Genomic DNA, 15052 nt, shown 5'->3' on the forward strand with positions numbered 1-15052 from the left:
CCGGGTGCGCGGCCGGGGCCCGTCAGCCGGCGAGCACCTGAAGCGCGCGGTCCACGTCCGCCTCGGTGTTGTAGAGGTGGAAGGACGCGCGCAGATTGCCGGCCCGCCCGGCGACCAGCACCCCGGCCCGCTGGAGCTCCGGTGCCCGGTCGCCGAGCCCGGGCACCGCGACGACGACGGTGTCCGCGGGGACGGCCGGGTGCCCGAGGGCCGCGACCCCCGCGCGGAAGCGGTCGGCCAGCGCGACGGCGTGGTCGTGCAGGGCGTCGACGCCGATCTCGTGGAGCAGGGCGAGGGAGTGCTCGGCGCCGTGGTACGCGAGGTAGACGGGCGGTTCGTCGTAGCGGCGGGCGTCGGAGGCCAGCTTGGTGACCGGGCCGTACACGCTGCCCCACGGGTCCTCGGAGGCGGCCATGCCCACGTCGACGGGCCGCACGTCCTCCTGCGCCTCCTCGGTGACGGTGAGGAACGACGTACCGCGCGGGCAGAGCAGGTACTTGAAGCCGCCGGTGACCGTGTAGTCGTAGGCCCCGGCGTCGAGGGGCAGCCAGCCCGCGGACTGGGTGGCGTCCAGCAGGGTGCGGGCGCCGTGGGCGGCCGCGGCGGCCCGGACCGCGTCCAGGTCGGCGCGGCGGCCGTCCGCCGACTGCACCGAGGAGAAGGCGACGAGCGCGGTCGACGGGCGCACGGCCGCGGCCAGCCCGTCCAGCGGCACGTACCGCACGTCGAGGTCGCCGCGGACCGCGAAGGGGCTGACGACCGAGCTGAACTCCCCTTCAGGGGCGAGCACTTCGGCCCCCGGGGGCAGCGAGGCCGCGATCAGCCCGACGTGGGCGACGACCGAGCTGCCGACGGCGACCCGGTCGGCGCCGACGCCGACGAGCCGTGCGAAGCCGTCCCGGGCGCGGTTCACCGCCTCGAAGTCGCCCGAACCGACGCGGCGGCCGGAGGCGCCCTCCTCGGCGAGGGCCTTCACGGCGTCGACGGTGCGGCGGGGCAGCAGCCCGCAGGTGGAGGTGTTGAGGTAGGTGGTCTCGGGGGCGAACTCGGCGGCGGCGGCCCGGCTGAGCGGAGAGATCGTCATGCGTTCAGCGTGAACCTTCACCGACCTGGGGTCAATTGACAAAAATTCACGGAAAACCCCAAGCGATGCTTATGTGTCCGGCGCCGGGCGCGCGGGCCGCCGGAAACGGCCCGCGCGGCGGGGTCAGGCGTTCCGGACCGCTCCGGGGACCTCGCAGGCCCCGTCGGCGTCGCAGGCCGCCGCGTCGCCGGCGGCGGTCACCGGGCGGTCCTTCCACGCCTGCTCCAGCGCCTGGGCGAAGACCTCCGCGGGCTGGCCGCCGGAGATGCCGTAGCGCCGGTCGAAGACGAAGAACGGCACCGCGTTGGCGCCCAGCTCGGCCGCCTCCTTCTCGTCGGCGCGCACCTCGTCGGCGTACGCCTCCGGGTCGGCGAGCACGGCACGCGCCTCCTCGGCGTCGAGTCCCGCCTCCACGGCCAGCTCCACCAGGACGGCGTCGTCGAAGACGGACCGCTCCTCGGCGAAGTTGGCCCGGTAGGCACGGTTCAGCAGCTCGTCCTGCCGGCCGCGGGCCTTGGCCAGGTGCAGCAGGCGGTGGAGGTCGAAGGTGTTGCCGTGGTCGCGGCCCTCGGTGAGGTAGCCGAGCCCTTCGGCCCGCGCGTTGGCCGCGACGTTGGCCTCCATGGAGCGGACCTCGTCGGGGGTGCGCCCGTACTTCCGCGCCAGCATGTCGGTGACCAGCTCGATGTCGTCCTTGGCGCGGCCGGGGTCGAGCTCGAAGGAGCGGTGCACGACCTCGACGTCGTCGCGGTGGGCGAAGCCCGCGAGACCCTTCTCGAAACGGGCCTTTCCGACATAGCACCAGGGGCAGGCGATGTCGCTCCAGATCTCGACGCGCATGACTCTTCTTCTCTCCGGACTGATCGACGACTGCGGCGGGGCGCGGAGGCACCCTCCGCTCCCCGGCCCAACGCATGACGGGCCCGTGTCATTCCCGGGCCGCCCCCCTTGTGCTCAGCCTCTCCCGGGCGCTTCCGGCACCGCGAGGCGCAGCACCAGATGGTCGCCGTGCCGGGGCGTCTCCGGGTCGGCGACCCAGCCGCAGGCCGAGTAGAACGCCTGGGCCCGCTTGTTGGGCTCGAAGACCTCCAGGCGGGCCCGCGTCACGCCGCGCCGCCGCCAGTCGGCGACGCACGCGAGGTGCAGGGCGCTGCCGACGCCCTCGCGCCAGTGGGCCGGGGAGACGTGGAGCTGGGTGAGGTACGTCCATCCGTCGCGCACCGAGTGGGCGGCGATGCCGACGAGGGCACCGTCCTCCTCGGCGACGAGCACCGTGGCGTCCTCCCGGTCCACGGCGCGGGCCCAGCCGTCCCGGGCCCGGCCCACCTCGGCCGGGCCCGCGTACTCCTCCACGGCGAGATGTCCGCTGTAGTAGGTGGCCCTGGCCTCGGTGTGCAGGGCGACGATCGCGTCGAGGTCGTCCTGCGTCGCTGTACGGATCATGGTGGGGAGGACGTGCGCGCCGGGGCGCCGGTTCCGCGCCCCGGCCCGTCAGCTGCCGTCGCGCAGGTCGGCCGGGCCCTCCGGCCGGAAGACGATCCGGTCGAAGGCCACCTCGCAGCCCTCGCCCGTGGGTGACTGGGCGAGGAAGCCGACGGAGGCGGTGGCCGCCTGCTCCGGGGTGCCGAGGGAGAAGACGCGGACGAAGGTCCACTTCTCGCCGTCGGCCGAGGCGTGGAAGGCGAAGGCGTGTCCCGTACGGCTCAGCCGAAGCCAGTGGGTGTCGCCGTCCACGACGGAGGAGTTGACGTCGTCCGAGTGGCCCCGGGTGACCACCGTGCAGATGGTCGGGCGCTCCGGGGACAGCTCCAGGCAGAGCTTGGCCCATTCCCGGTCGCCGGTGTGGAGGTAGAGCACGCCCGCGTCGAAGGCGGCGGCGAAGCCCACCTTCACCCGGGCGATGAGCTGGAAGTCGCCCGCCGGGGCGGCGCCGAGCAGCCGGGGCGCGTCGCTCGCCGGGTCCAGGCCGGCACCGCCAGGCGGGACGAAGCGGTCCTGGCGGGCGCCCGCGCGGCCGGTGAGCACGCCGTTCTCGTACGCCCAGCCGCCGTCGGGGCCGTACGGCCGGAGCGCGAAGGGGAGTTCGGGGAGGTTCACGCGGGGGTTCCGTTCACGCGGCGGGGCAGGCCCAGCGGGTTGGCGTCGCGCAGCTCGGGCGGGAGGAGCGCGTCGGGGGTGGTCTGGTAGCTGACCGGGCGCAGCCAGCGCTCGATGGCGGTGGCGCCGACCGAGGTGGAGGTGGAGGTGGTGGCCGGGTAGGGGCCGCCGTGGTGCTGGGCCGGGGCGACGGCGACGCCGGTCGGCCAGCCGTTGACGAGGACCCGCCCGGCGAGCGGGGTGAGCGCGGCGAGGAGGTCCGCCGCGCCGCCTCCGGCCTCCTCGGTGGCGATGTGGAGGGTGGCGGTGAGATTGCCGGGGAGGCGGGTCAGGACGGCGGTGATCTCGTCCTCGGAGGCGTAGCGGGCGACGACGGTGACGGGCCCGAAGCACTCCTCCAGAAGCGCGTCGTGCGGGCCCTCGGCGGTGAGTTCGCGGGCCGGGACGGTCAGGAAGCCGGCCGCGACGGTGTGCTCGCCGCCGGCGCCGGGGGTGACGGGCGCCTCGACCCCGGGGAGCGCGGCGCGCTCGGCGACCCCGGCGAGGAAGGCGTCGCGCATGCGGTGGTCGAGCAGGACGCCGGCCTCGGTGTCGCTGACGGCCTCGGTGAGCGCCTTGAGGAGGCGGTCGCCGCCCTCGCCCTCGGGGACCAGGACGAATCCGGGCTTGGTGCAGAACTGGCCCGCGCCCATGGTCATCGAGCCGGCCAGGCCCGCTCCGATCTCCTCGCCGCGCTCGGCCGCGGCGGCCCCGGTGACGACGACGGGGTTGAGGGAGCCCAGCTCGCCGTGGAAGGGGATGGGTGCGGGGCGGGCGGCGGCCGCGTCGAAGAGGGCGCGCCCGCCGCGCACCGAGCCGGTGAACCCGGCGGCGGCGACGAGCGGGTGCCGGACGAGGGCGACGCCCGCCTCGAAGCCGTGGACGAGCGAGACGACGTCCTCGGGCAGTCCGGTGCGCGCGGCGGCCCGGCGCAGGATCGAGGCGCAGAGCTCGGAGGTCGCCGGGTGGTCCGGGTGGGCCTTGACGACGACAGGGCAGCCGGCCGCGAGGGCGCTGGCGGTGTCGCCGCCGGGGACGGAGAAGGCGAGCGGGAAGTTGCTGGCGGCGTAGACCGCGACGACGCCGAGCGGGATCTTGTAGCGGCGCAGGTCGGGCCAGGGCGGGGTGCGGGTGGCGTCCGCGTGGTCGATGTGGATGTCGAGGAAGGCACCCTCGTCCACGACCTCCGCGAAGGCCCGCAGCTGGGCTGCCGTGCGCGCGAGTTCACCGGTGAGCCGGGCCGGGCCGAGGGCCGTCTCGGCGTCGGCGGCCTCGATGACGTGGTCCCCGGCCTCGGTGAGCAGTTCGGCGGCCGTCCGCAGGAACGCTGCGCGCGCGGTGCGGTCGGCGAGCGAGTCGCGTACCGCGTGGGCGGCGCGTACCGCGCGGTCGACCTCCTCCGCTGTGGCCTCCACCGCAACCTGCTCGCGCGGGTTCCCGGTGCGGGGGTCGACGCTCCAGACTGGTGCTGCTGCCACCGTGTTTCCTTCCGCTCCACTGCCGCACATCAGAAGTCGTCCGGTATAAGCTGTTCGGTATTCTGAACAGCGTTCCTGAACGTGAATGTGAAGCGACTCTATTTCCGGGCGTTCGGTGTTGGCAAGAAGTCGCAGGGTTTCGTCGGCGGGGTGAAAGGGGCAGGGCGATGTCGGTTCCCGAGTCGGGTGGGGCGCAGGTCAAGTCCGCGGTACGGACGGTCGAGCTGCTGGAGTACTTCGCGGGGCGGCCCGGCATGCACTCGCTCGCCGCGGTCCAGGAGGCCGTCGGCTACCCGAAGTCCAGCCTCTACATGCTGCTGCGCACCCTGGTGGAGCTGGGCTGGGTGGAGACGGACGCCACCGGCACGCGGTACGGGATCGGCGTACGGGCCCTGCTGGTCGGCACCTCCTACATCGACGGCGACGAGGTCGTCGCCGCGGCCCGCCCCACCCTCGACCGGCTCTCCGACGACACCACGGAGACCATCCACCTGGCCCGGCTCGACGGCACCAACGTGGTCTACCTCGCCACCCGCCAGTCCCAGCACTATCTGCGCCCCTTCACCCGCGTCGGCCGCCGCCTGCCCGCGCACTCCACTTCGCTCGGCAAGGCACTGCTCGCCACCTACAGCGACGAGCAGGTCCGCAAGATGCTGCCCGAGACGCTGCCCGCGCTCACCGAGCACACCCTGACGGACCGGGAGAAGCTCATCGACGAGCTGCACCAGATCCGCGAGCAGGGGTACGCGGTGGACCGCGAGGAGAACACGCTGGGGCTGCGCTGCTTCGGCGTCGCCGTCCCGTACCGCACCCCGGCCCGGGACGCCATCAGCTGCTCGGTGCCGGTCGCCCGGCTCACGCCCGCCCACGAACAGATGGTCAAGGACGCGCTGTTCGACGCGCGGGACCGGCTGACGCTCGCCACCCGCAGGCTCTGAGGCTTTGGGCCCGTCTCCGCCGTGCGGCGGAGACGGATCGTCGCCGGGCAGGACGTGCGGGAGCGCGCCGCCCGGCAGCGTGGGGGCCATGACCTCCGTCTCCGCCCGCACCGCGCTGCGTACCGTCGCGATCGCCTCCTGCCTGCCGTACATCACGCTCAAGATCGCGTGGGTGGCGGGCAGCCGCATCGGAATCCCGGACGGCAGCGTGCTGCTGGACCACCGCGCCCTGATGGCCGTCGCCAACGGCGGTTCCGTGCTGATGGACGGCGCGGTGGTGGTCCTGGCCCTGCTGCTCACCCGGCCCTGGGGGCGGCGGGTGCCCGCGTGGCTGCTGGCGCTGCCGATGTGGACGGCGACCGGGCTGCTGCTGCCGATCATGACCGGCTATCCGGCGCAGCTGCTGGTCCGGGCGCTGGGCGGGGACACCGGCGGCGCGGAGGCCGCCGGCCGGCCGTTCCTGCACGAGTGGGTGTTCGGCGTCGTCTACGGGGGCTTCATCCTCCAGGGCCTGTCCCTGGGCACCCTGTTCGTGCTCTACGCCCGCGACCGCTGGGGCCACCTCTGGCGGGGCACGCTGGGCGAGCTGCCCGCGAGCCCGACCGCCCCCGCGCTGCGGGCGGCCGCCGTCGCCGCGTCGCTCCTCGCCCTGGCGCCCGGCACCGCGCACCTGCTCTGGGCGGCGGGCTCGACGGCCGGCCTCACCCCGGACAGGGCGGCCGGGCGGGACAGCGGCTTCCATGTGCTGGAGGCGGTGTACGTGCTGTGGATCGCGGCCACCGTGGCCGGGGTCCTGCTCCTTGCCTTCCGCCGGTCCGCGCTGCCGCTGCGGGTGCCGCTCGCGCTGGCCTGGGGCGGGTCCGGGGCGACGGCCTGCTGGGGCGGCTGGCTCTGCCTGGCCGCGCTGGGCTCCGCCGGGGAGGCCGCCGAAAGGGCCACGCCCGGCATGGTGCTCACCTACGCTGTGCAGATGCTGGTCGGAACGCTGGTGGTGGCCCTCGGCGCGTACTTCCTCGCGGAGCGTGCGGCCGGTTCGCGAGGCGTCTCGGCATGACCCCGCTCATAGTCCGGCTGGTGGGCCGGCGCGCCCGGCTGCGCTGGCTGCATCTGATCATCGGCGGCGCCCTGCTGATGCCGTACTTCCTGGTCGGCACGGTGGTCGTCGGCCTGTACGCGCCCGGAACCAACGCCTTCACCTCGCTCTCCGCCCAGTTCTCCGCCTTCGGCTACGCGCTGCCGATGGCCGCCGTCACCGCGCTGCTGCCCACCGCACGGCCGCTCTCGGTGGCCACCGCCCGGGCCCTGTGCGCTCCGGCCCCGCACCGGCCGCTCGCGGACGGGCCCGCCGTGTCCCGGCAGGCGCGGGTGCGCTCGGCCGCCTGGTTCACGCTGCACGTGGGGCTCGGCGGGATCGTCAGCGGGATGACCCTGGCGCTCGTCCCGTTCGCGGTCTGCGTGACGGCGCTGCCGTTCGTCCCGGCCCTCCGCGCGTCCGCCGCCCTGGGCGCCCGCCCGGCCCTGGACCACACCTGGGTCCTGGCCGTCGCGCCCCTGGCCGGGGCGGCCATGCTCGTCGCGCTGGCGGGGTGCGCGGCCGCGGCCGGGGCCCTCCTCGCGAACCGGGCGCCGGTGCTGCTCGGCCCGGCCCCGGACGACCGGCTCGCCGCCGCCGAGCGCCGGGCAGCCGAGCTGGCCGCGCGCAACCGGCTCGCCCGGGAGCTGCACGACTCGGTCGGCCACGCGCTGAGCGCCGTCACCCTCCAGGCGGGGGCCGCCCGCCGGGTCCTGGACAGCGACCCCGAGTTCGCCCGGCAGGCGCTCACCGCGATCGAGGAGACCGCGCGGCGCACGGTCGGCGAACTCGACGCGGTCCTCGGCCTGTTGCGGCAGGACGGCGACGGGTCCGACGCGTTCGAGGGCCCCGGGCTCGACGCGCTCGGCGGGCTGCTCGCCCGGTGCGGGCTGCCGGTGCGCCACGAGACCGACGGCGACCCCGGCACGGTGCCCCGGCCCGTCTCGGCCGAGGCGTACCGGATCGTGCAGGAGGGCCTGAGCAACGCCCTGCGGCACGGCGTCCCCGGCTCGCCGGTCCGGCTGCGCGTCGGCGTCGGCCCCCGCGAGCTGACGCTCGTCCTGGACAGCGCGCTCCCGCCCGGGCCCCCGGTCGCCCGCCCCGGCGGCGGACGCGGCCTGACCGGTGTCGCGGAACGCGCCCTGCTGCTCGGCGGCGCCGCCGAGGCCGGGCCCCGCGACGACGGCGTGTGGCGGCTGGCCGCCCGCCTCCCCCTGCACACCCGCGCGAAGGAGCCACGATGAGCACGCCGGTCCGGATCGTCCTCGCCGACGACGAACGCATGGTGCGCACCGCGCTGCGGGCCATCCTGGGCGCCGAGGACGGCCTGGAGGTCGTCGGCGAGGCGGCCACCGGCGCCGAGGCGGTCTCCGTGGTGCGGGCGCTGCGGCCCGACGTGGTGCTGATGGATGTGCGGATGCCCGAGACGGACGGCATCCGGGCCACCGAGCAGATCCTCGCCGGTCTCGACCCGGCCCCGCGCGTCGTGGTCGTCACCACCTTCGAGCACGACGCCTATGTGTACGAGGCGCTGCGCGCGGGGGCGGCGGGTTTCCTGCTGAAGCGGGCGGCGGCCGAGGAGCTGGTGCAGGCGGTCCGGCTGGTGGCGTGCGGCGACTCGCTGCTCTTCCCGTCCGCCGTGCGGCAGCTCGCCGCCGCGTACGGGACGCGCGCCCCGGCCCCGGCCCCGCCGTGGGCCGCGCGGCTCACCGAGCGGGAGGCGCAGGTGCTGCGGCTGATCGCGGCGGGGCTGACGAACGCGGAGATCGCGGACCGGCTGGCGGTGGGCCCGGCGACGGCCAAGACGCATGTGGCGGCGGTCCTCGCGAAGACCGGGGCCCGGGACCGTACCCAGGCGGTGATCACGGCGTACGAGTCGGGGTTCATCACGCCGGGCTGAGCCCGTACGGCCGTGCACGCCGTGGTCACCGTATGAGGAATCGGTGAGAAGCGGCACATCCGGGAACGCCACGCCGGACGCCGCTCGTCACCCAAGCGGGATGAACAAGACGATAAGGCGCGCCTCGGTCTTCTGCCTGCTGCTGGTCCTCGCCCTCCTCGGGCGGGCGACCTGGGTGCAGTCGTACCAGGCCAAGGCGCTCGCAGACGACGACCACAACCGGCGGAAGATCATCGCGCAGTACGCGCAGCCGCTGGGCGACATCATCGTGGCCGGTTCGCCGGTCACGGGCTCGAAACGGACGGAGGGCAGCGATCTCGCGTACAAGCGCACCTACAAGCAGGGCGACCTCTACTCGTCCGTCACCGGCTACAGCTCGCAGGCGTACGGCTCGACCCAGCTCGAAGGGATCTACAGCCATGTGCTGGACGGCACGGACGACCGGCTGAAGAGTCCGCTGGGCGCGCTCACCGGGAAGCGGTCGGCGCCCGGTGACGTGGTGACGACGATCGACCCGGACGTCCAGAAGGCGGCGAGCGACGCGCTCGGCGACGACAAGGGCGCGGCCGTGGCGATCGACCCGAGGAGCGGGCAGATCCTGGGCATGGTGTCGTCCCCGTCGTACGACCCCTCGGACATCAGCGGTACGAACGACGGCGACACCTGGTCGAAGCTGCTCGCCGACAAGGACAAGCCGCTCGTCAACCGGGCGCTGCGGCAGCCGCTCGCGCCCGGTTCGACGTTCAAGCTGGTCGTGGCGGCGGCGGCACTGGAGAACGGGCTGTACGACTCCGTGGACGAGGCGACGAAGAGCCCCGTCCCGTACACCCTGCCGGGCACCAGCACCCCGCTGCGGAACGAGAGCGCCTCCGCCCCCTGCGAGAACGCCTCGCTGCGCGTCGCCCTCCAGTACTCGTGCAACAACGTCTTCGGCAAGGTCGCCGCCGACCTGGGCCAGGACAAGGTGCGGGCGATGGCGGAGAAGTTCGGTTTCAACGAGGAGAAGCTGGATGTGCCGGTCCGGGCGTCCAAGAGCGTGTATCCGACGGACATGGACAAGCCGCAGACGGCGCTGTCGGGCATCGGCCAGTTCGAGGTGACCGCGACGCCGCTCCAGATGGCGATGGTCTCCGCCGCGCTCGCCCACGGCGGTGAGCTGGCCGCCCCGCACATGGTCTCGAAGGTGACCGACGGGGACGGCGGCACGCTGGAGGACTTCGCGGACGGCGACACGAAGCGGATCGTCTCCGAGGACACCGCGAAGCAGCTGCGCAGCGCCATGGTGACCGTGGTGGAGAAGGGCACCGGCACCAACGCCCGGATCGCCGGGGCCGAGGTCGGCGGCAAGACGGGCACCGCCGAGAACGGCGTGGACAACAGCAACACCCCGTACGCCTGGTTCACCTCGTACGCGAAGTCCGGCGGCCAGGAGGTCGCGGTGGCCGTGATCGTGGAGGACTCCGGTTCGACCGCGTCGGAGGTCAGCGGCAACGGGCTCGCGGCGCCGGTCGCCAGGAAGATGATGGAGGCCGCGCTCCGGCGGTAGCCCTGCCCCTCTCCTCCTGTCGAAGCGCTTGCGGTACGCTCACGCCCCGGTGGGGGCGTATCCGGACGGGCCGGGCGTGCGAGCGCAGGGGACGGGGTAGCCGTGGGCACAGCAGTCGACGATGCCGCCGCCGAGTTCCATGAGTTCTTCGAGGCCCATTACGCGGAACTGGCCCGCCTCGCCCATCTGCTGACCGGTGAGGCGGATGCCGCCGACGATCTCGCGGCCGACGCCCTGCTCGCGCTCTGGCACCGCTGGGACCGGGTCCGCGAGGCCGGGCACCCCGTGGCGTACGCGCGGGGCGTCGTCGCCAATCTGGCCAGGACGCGCATTCGCAGCGCGGTGCGCGAGCGGCGCCGGATCGCCCTGTTCTGGGCACCGCGCGGCGGCGGGGACGACGGGGCGGCGGAGGGGCCCGACGTGCCGGCGGTGGTGGACGTGCAGGAGGCGCTGCGGAGGCTGCCGTTCCGCAAGCGGGCCTGTGTGGTGCTGCGGCACGCCTTCGACCTCTCGGAGCGCGACACCTCGCTGGTGCTGGGGATCTCGGTGGGTACGGTGAAGAGCCAGACCTCGCGCGGCGTCGCGGAACTGCAGCGGCTGCTGGGGGACGTCCTGCCGATCAGCCCCGAGGCGCCCGCCGCGCGGGTCCGGGTCGCCGTCGCGGCGCAGCGCAGCGGAGGAGACCGGTGAAGGACGAGGAACTGTCCGGGCGGCTGCGGGAGGCCGCCGAGGCCCACCGCCCCGACCGGGCCCGGATGCTGGCCCGGGTCGAGCGCGGGATGGCGGGCGGCCGTCCGGCACCCCGGTCCGTGCGCCCGCCGCGCGCGGTGCGCCCGTGGCTGCGGGTGGCCGGGGCGACGGCAGCGGTCTGCGGGGTGCTGGCGGCCGGCGCGTTCGCGGTCACCTCGGCGGGCGACGACGCCCGGGCGCGCGGCGGGCAGGTGGCCTCGGCGCCTTCACCGGCCCCGGACTCCCCCGCCGCGACGGCCCCGGGCGGGCTGCGTCCCGAGGACGGTCCGCTGTGGACCGGCGGCGTGGTGGACCCGAACAGCAACCCGTACTGGGCGCAGAGCAACGTCACCCTGCGGACCACCGAGTCGCTGACCGCGCTCACCGTGGAGCTGCGGGTCGCCCTGACGGGCGGTGTCAACAGCACCGGCTCGTGGCGCTCCCTGCCCGAGCCCGACTTCACCGTCTCGGTGAACGAGAGCGGCGGCTATCTGGTCTACCGGTGGACGCTGCGTCCCGGCCGGACCGTCCCGGCCGGGACGCACACGTTCGCCGGGCAGTACAACCACGCGGAGGGCGACCGGGACGCCACCGGCGACTACGTGACCGCCCACGCGGTCCGCGCCTCGGGCGGGAAGGCGGCGGTGGGCGACCACTTCGGGCGTGCGCGCTGACCGGCGAGGCCCCTTGCTACGGCCGCCAGTCACCGAACCACGCGGCCGGGGTGTGCTCCCGCGCCTCGGACGCCGTGAGCTGCGGGCGGTTGGCCGGGACGGTGACGCGCGCGCCGGGGCCCGTGTTGCGGTACTCCGCGAACCGCTGGTCCTGCCACGGGAAGCCCGCCGACATGGTGCCGTACGGCTCGTCCGCGTCGATGCCCGCGCCGAGGTGGCTCTCGCGCACCGTCAGCATGGGGTGCGCGGTGAGGTCGGAGGACGGCACCCAGGGGCGGGCCAGCTTGAAGTACCCGTCGGGGGCGGTGCTCGTGACGCGGGAGCGCAGGACCAGAAAGCCGTGCGGGGAGGCCCCGGCGGTGCTGGGCGCGAAGACGAAGCCGTAGGGCGCGGCGGCCAGGTCGGTGCGGGTCAGGGTGCGGAAGTGGCAGCGGTCCAGGACGGCGGAGGCCCGTCCGAAGACGAAGTCGACGTCCCCCTCCACGTAGCAGTCGCGGTAGTACTGCCGGGCGAAGTCGGTGAGCGACGGCGAGTCCGCGTACAGCGTGTCCTGGTGGCCCAGGAAGCGGCAGCGGTGGAACGCCGAGCGGTCGCCGGTCACCTTGATGGCGACGGCCTGGGTGCCGGTGTAGTCGGGGTGGTCGGCGCGCAGCCAGTCGTTGGCGAAGGTCAGGTCGCGGGCGGTGAGCCCGGCGGGCCGGGCGGTGACCGTGGCGGACCCGCTGGTGCCGTAGGTGCCCGAGCCGTCGGGGCGCGGGGTGCCGTTGGCGTTGTCGTACACGATCACCGTGTCGCGCGGGTCGCCGCTCGCGCCGATCAGGGTGAGGCCGGTCCGGTCGGCGGGGATGTCGACGGTCTCCCGGTAGGTGCCGGGGGCGATGACCAGGGTGCGCCCGGTGCCGGTGGCGGCGTCCACGGCGGCCTGGACGGTGGTGTGGTCGCCCCGGCCGCGCGCGTCGACGTACAGGGTGGCGCGGTCGGGGCGGCGGGCGGGCGAGCCGTACCGGCCGAAGGGGCGGCCGTGCGCGGCGGCGGGCGAGGCGGTGCCGAGGGCGAGGGCGGAGGAGGCGAGGAGGGCCAGGGCGGTGCGTCGGGTGGGCATGGGTGCTCCTTTGCGGGGGCGGCCTCCGCCGGCGCCGCGCGGGCGCCGGCGGAGGAAGGGGCGGCTGGTCAGGCGCCGGGCAGCCGGGCCGCGCCCGCGCCGAGGCCCACGACGAGCGGCACGAGCAGCGGGTGGTCGACCCGGTTGCGCAGGGTCGGGGTCCAGCCGGCGCCCGTGGTCAGCTGCTCCTCGGGGACGCCCGCGTTGTGGACGGCGATCAGGTCGGTGCGGCGGCCGTTGACCCAGTTGTCGGAGGCCGTCAGCGAGGACTCGGACCACTTCTTGATGATCTTCGCCTTGTCGAACTCACCACTGAGCGAGAAGGCGTTGTGCTCGGCGACGAGGTGGGACTCGGCGCCGATCCCGTACGAGTAGCCGTAGACGCTGCCCTTCGTGGCGACGAAGTGGTTGTTGTAGGAGTCGACCTGGCCGAAGCGGACGCGGGGCGCGCGCTCGTTGACGTCCTTGAACAGGTTGTGGTGCAGGGTGACGCGGAGCCGGCCCTGGTCGGTGGCACCGGCCTTGTCGCTGTTGCCGATGAGCATCGTCTTGTCGTGGTCCTTGAGGACGTTCCACGAGGCGGTGACCAGGTCGGCGCCCTTGACGATGTCGAAGAGCCCGTCGTGCTGCTGGTACAGCTCGTTGAAGTAGCGGGGCTGGTCGGCGTCCGGGCGGTCGCCGTCGCTGAAGGTGTTGTGGTCGACCCAGACGTGGTCGGAGCCGTAGACGACGAGGTTGTCGTACTCGGAGTTCCAGTGGCCGGTGTCGCCGTCGGTCGGGTCCCACTGCGGGAAGCAGTCGTAGGTGTCCTCGAAGGAGATGTTGCGGACGATGACGTTGGAGACGTTCTGGATCTGGATCGAGGCGCCGATGACCGTGGCGTCCTTCCCGACGCCGATCAGCGTGGTGTTGGACGGGACGTAGACGTTGACGGCGGCCTTCTGGAGCTTGGCGGAGGCGAGCCGGGCGTCCTCCATCGGCCCGGACGGGACCTCCTCGCGGCCCCAGGTGTCGGGGTCGTAGGCGGCGAGGTACTTGTCCAGGGTGTAGCCGTCAGTCTGGTAGGCCTCGCAGCCGATCGGGTTGCCCTCGGCGTCGGCGTTGCCGTGGACGGTCCCGGCGATCCGGACGATCTTCGGTGCGTCGCCCGCGTCCTCGAAGGCGGCGATGAGTTCGGCGCGGTTGTGCACGGTGTAGACGTGGTCGGGGGTCGCGGCGGCGCCGCCGGTGGTGGAGCCCTCGGCGGAGGCCCAGCCGTCGCCCTCGGCCAGGACGGCGCGCTCGATGCCCTTCTTGCCGTGGGGCTGCGGGGATGCCTGGGCGGGGACGGTCAGGGCGAGGGCCAGCGAGGCGCTGCCCATCGCGACGGCGATGGCACGGGCACGAGTCCTGTGTGTGGACATGACAAATCCTCGGTTCTGGTGCGGGACCTGTGGAAGGGAGAGGAAGGGGGGGGAGGGGTGGCGCGGCGTCAGGCGGCCTGCGGCCAGCTGATCCACGTCTCGGGTACGTGTGCGCCGAGCCGGCGCAGTTCACGCGGGGCGAGCACCCGCGCGTCGAGCAGGGCACGGGCCGTCATCCGGGCTGCCTCGATGGCACCGGCGGGCCGGAAATGGGTGTTGTCCTGCCGCCCGTCGGGGTAGTTGGGCGACTCGCCGGGCTCCAGCCAGTTGAAGTACGCCTCGGTGCCGTCCGGGCCGAGTTCCTGCCAGCGGGCGAGGGTGCGGGCCTGCAGGTCGAGCAGGGGGACCCGCTCCTCGGCGGCCAGGGCGCGCATCGCGGCCGGGTAGTCGCCGTGGGTGGGCCTGGCGGTGCCGTCCGCGGCGAACCTGCGGCGCTCGACCGGGGTGAGCAGCACGGGCCGGGCGCGCCGGGCGCGGGCCTCGGCGATGTAGACGCGCAGGCGGTCCTGGTAGGTCGTGTACGGATCGGTGCCGCGCGCCGGGTCCTCCGTCTTCTCGTCGTTGTGCCCGAACTGGATCAGCAGGAGGTCGTCCGGGCGGACGCCCGGCAGCAGGGCGGCGAGCAGCCCCTCGTCGATGAAGCTCTTGGAACTGCGGCCGTTCATAGCGTGGTTGGCCACGGTGAGTCCGGGCCCGAGGAAGAACGGCAGGGCCATGCCCCAGCCGGTCTCGGGTGCGGCGTCGGCGTACTTCTGCGCGGCCGTCGAGTCGCCCGCGATGTGCACGGTGCGGGTCCGGGGGCGGGCGCCGTGCGCCGCGGCGGGGGTGGCGGCGAGCGCCAGGGGCAGCGCGGCGAGGGCGGCCGCGGTCTGCCTGCGGGTGAGGGACACGGTGGAACTGCCTCTCTCTTGGGTGGGTACGCAGGAGGGCAGGGGTGGCGGGGCGGGGGCGGGCCGTCCGCACGACGGTCCCGCGCCCGGCCCCGCGCCG

General features: G+C 74.4%; 15 protein-coding genes. 7 read left to right on the forward strand and 8 right to left on the reverse strand.

The window, feature by feature from the left end:
• Nucleotides 1-22 precede the first annotated feature (22 nt).
• From ACZ6C6_RS00395 to ACZ6C6_RS00415, 5 genes are all read right to left on the reverse strand, one after another.
• Entirely contained in the window at nt 23-1084 is a 1062-nt protein-coding gene (locus ACZ6C6_RS00395; protein ID WP_469197602.1) for an aminotransferase class V-fold PLP-dependent enzyme, read from the reverse strand.
• Nucleotides 1085-1207: 123 nt separating this feature from the next.
• Entirely contained in the window at nt 1208-1924 is a 717-nt protein-coding gene (locus tag ACZ6C6_RS00400; protein ID WP_469197604.1) for a DsbA family oxidoreductase, read from the reverse strand.
• Between the two features lie 114 nt (nt 1925-2038).
• The gene (locus tag ACZ6C6_RS00405; RefSeq protein ID WP_469197606.1) at nt 2039-2527 is read right to left on the reverse strand and encodes a GNAT family N-acetyltransferase; all 489 of its coding nucleotides are present in this window, start codon (nt 2525-2527) and stop codon (nt 2039-2041) included.
• 48 nt (nt 2528-2575) lie between these two features.
• Entirely contained in the window at nt 2576-3181 is a 606-nt protein-coding gene (locus tag ACZ6C6_RS00410; protein WP_469197609.1) for a DUF1349 domain-containing protein, read from the reverse strand.
• Nucleotides 3178-4698, reverse strand: coding sequence for an aldehyde dehydrogenase (NADP(+)) (locus tag ACZ6C6_RS00415; protein WP_469197610.1), 1521 nt, complete (start codon nt 4696-4698; stop codon nt 3178-3180). The genes ACZ6C6_RS00410 and ACZ6C6_RS00415 overlap by 4 nt, the downstream gene beginning before the upstream one ends.
• 167 nt (nt 4699-4865) lie before the next feature.
• Here ACZ6C6_RS00415 and ACZ6C6_RS00420 point away from each other — a divergent pair, with 167 nt between their 5' ends.
• From ACZ6C6_RS00420 to ACZ6C6_RS00450, 7 genes are all read left to right on the forward strand, one after another.
• Nucleotides 4866-5636 (forward strand): IclR family transcriptional regulator, encoded by a 771-nt coding sequence (locus tag ACZ6C6_RS00420; RefSeq protein ID WP_469197612.1) that lies wholly within the window; start codon nt 4866-4868, stop codon nt 5634-5636.
• Nucleotides 5637-5724: 88 nt separating this feature from the next.
• Nucleotides 5725-6690, forward strand: a complete 966-nt coding sequence (locus ACZ6C6_RS00425; protein ID WP_469197614.1) for a hypothetical protein — start codon at nt 5725-5727, stop codon at nt 6688-6690.
• Complete coding sequence (locus ACZ6C6_RS00430) at nt 6687-7952, forward strand: sensor histidine kinase (protein WP_469197616.1); 1266 nt, start codon at nt 6687-6689, stop codon at nt 7950-7952. Before ACZ6C6_RS00425 ends, ACZ6C6_RS00430 begins: the two co-directional genes overlap by 4 nt.
• On the forward strand, nt 7949-8608 hold the full coding sequence (locus ACZ6C6_RS00435; RefSeq protein ID WP_469197618.1) for a response regulator transcription factor: 660 nt from the start codon (nt 7949-7951) through the stop codon (nt 8606-8608). The genes ACZ6C6_RS00430 and ACZ6C6_RS00435 overlap by 4 nt, the downstream gene beginning before the upstream one ends.
• A 100-nt stretch (nt 8609-8708) precedes the next feature.
• Nucleotides 8709-10154, forward strand: coding sequence for a peptidoglycan D,D-transpeptidase FtsI family protein (locus tag ACZ6C6_RS00440; RefSeq protein ID WP_469197620.1), 1446 nt, complete (start codon nt 8709-8711; stop codon nt 10152-10154).
• Between the two features lie 102 nt (nt 10155-10256).
• Nucleotides 10257-10844: a SigE family RNA polymerase sigma factor gene (locus ACZ6C6_RS00445; protein ID WP_469197622.1), complete on the forward strand. Its 588-nt coding sequence runs from the start codon at nt 10257-10259 to the stop codon at nt 10842-10844.
• The gene (locus ACZ6C6_RS00450; RefSeq protein ID WP_469197624.1) at nt 10841-11557 is read left to right on the forward strand and encodes a hypothetical protein; all 717 of its coding nucleotides are present in this window, start codon (nt 10841-10843) and stop codon (nt 11555-11557) included. Before ACZ6C6_RS00445 ends, ACZ6C6_RS00450 begins: the two co-directional genes overlap by 4 nt.
• Before the next feature lie 16 nt (nt 11558-11573).
• Here the strand turns inward: ACZ6C6_RS00450 and ACZ6C6_RS00455 are convergent, their stop codons facing one another.
• From ACZ6C6_RS00455 to ACZ6C6_RS00465, 3 genes are all read right to left on the reverse strand, one after another.
• Nucleotides 11574-12659 (reverse strand): pectinesterase family protein, encoded by a 1086-nt coding sequence (locus ACZ6C6_RS00455; RefSeq protein WP_469197626.1) that lies wholly within the window; start codon nt 12657-12659, stop codon nt 11574-11576.
• 68 nt (nt 12660-12727) lie between these two features.
• Nucleotides 12728-14062: a pectate lyase family protein gene (locus ACZ6C6_RS00460; protein WP_469197628.1), complete on the reverse strand. Its 1335-nt coding sequence runs from the start codon at nt 14060-14062 to the stop codon at nt 12728-12730.
• A gap of 68 nt (nt 14063-14130) precedes the next feature.
• Entirely contained in the window at nt 14131-14952 is an 822-nt protein-coding gene (locus ACZ6C6_RS00465; protein ID WP_469197630.1) for a rhamnogalacturonan acetylesterase, read from the reverse strand.
• Between the last annotated feature and the right edge of the window lie 100 nt (nt 14953-15052).

Source organism: Streptomyces sp. NPDC041814, from assembly GCF_055590565.1.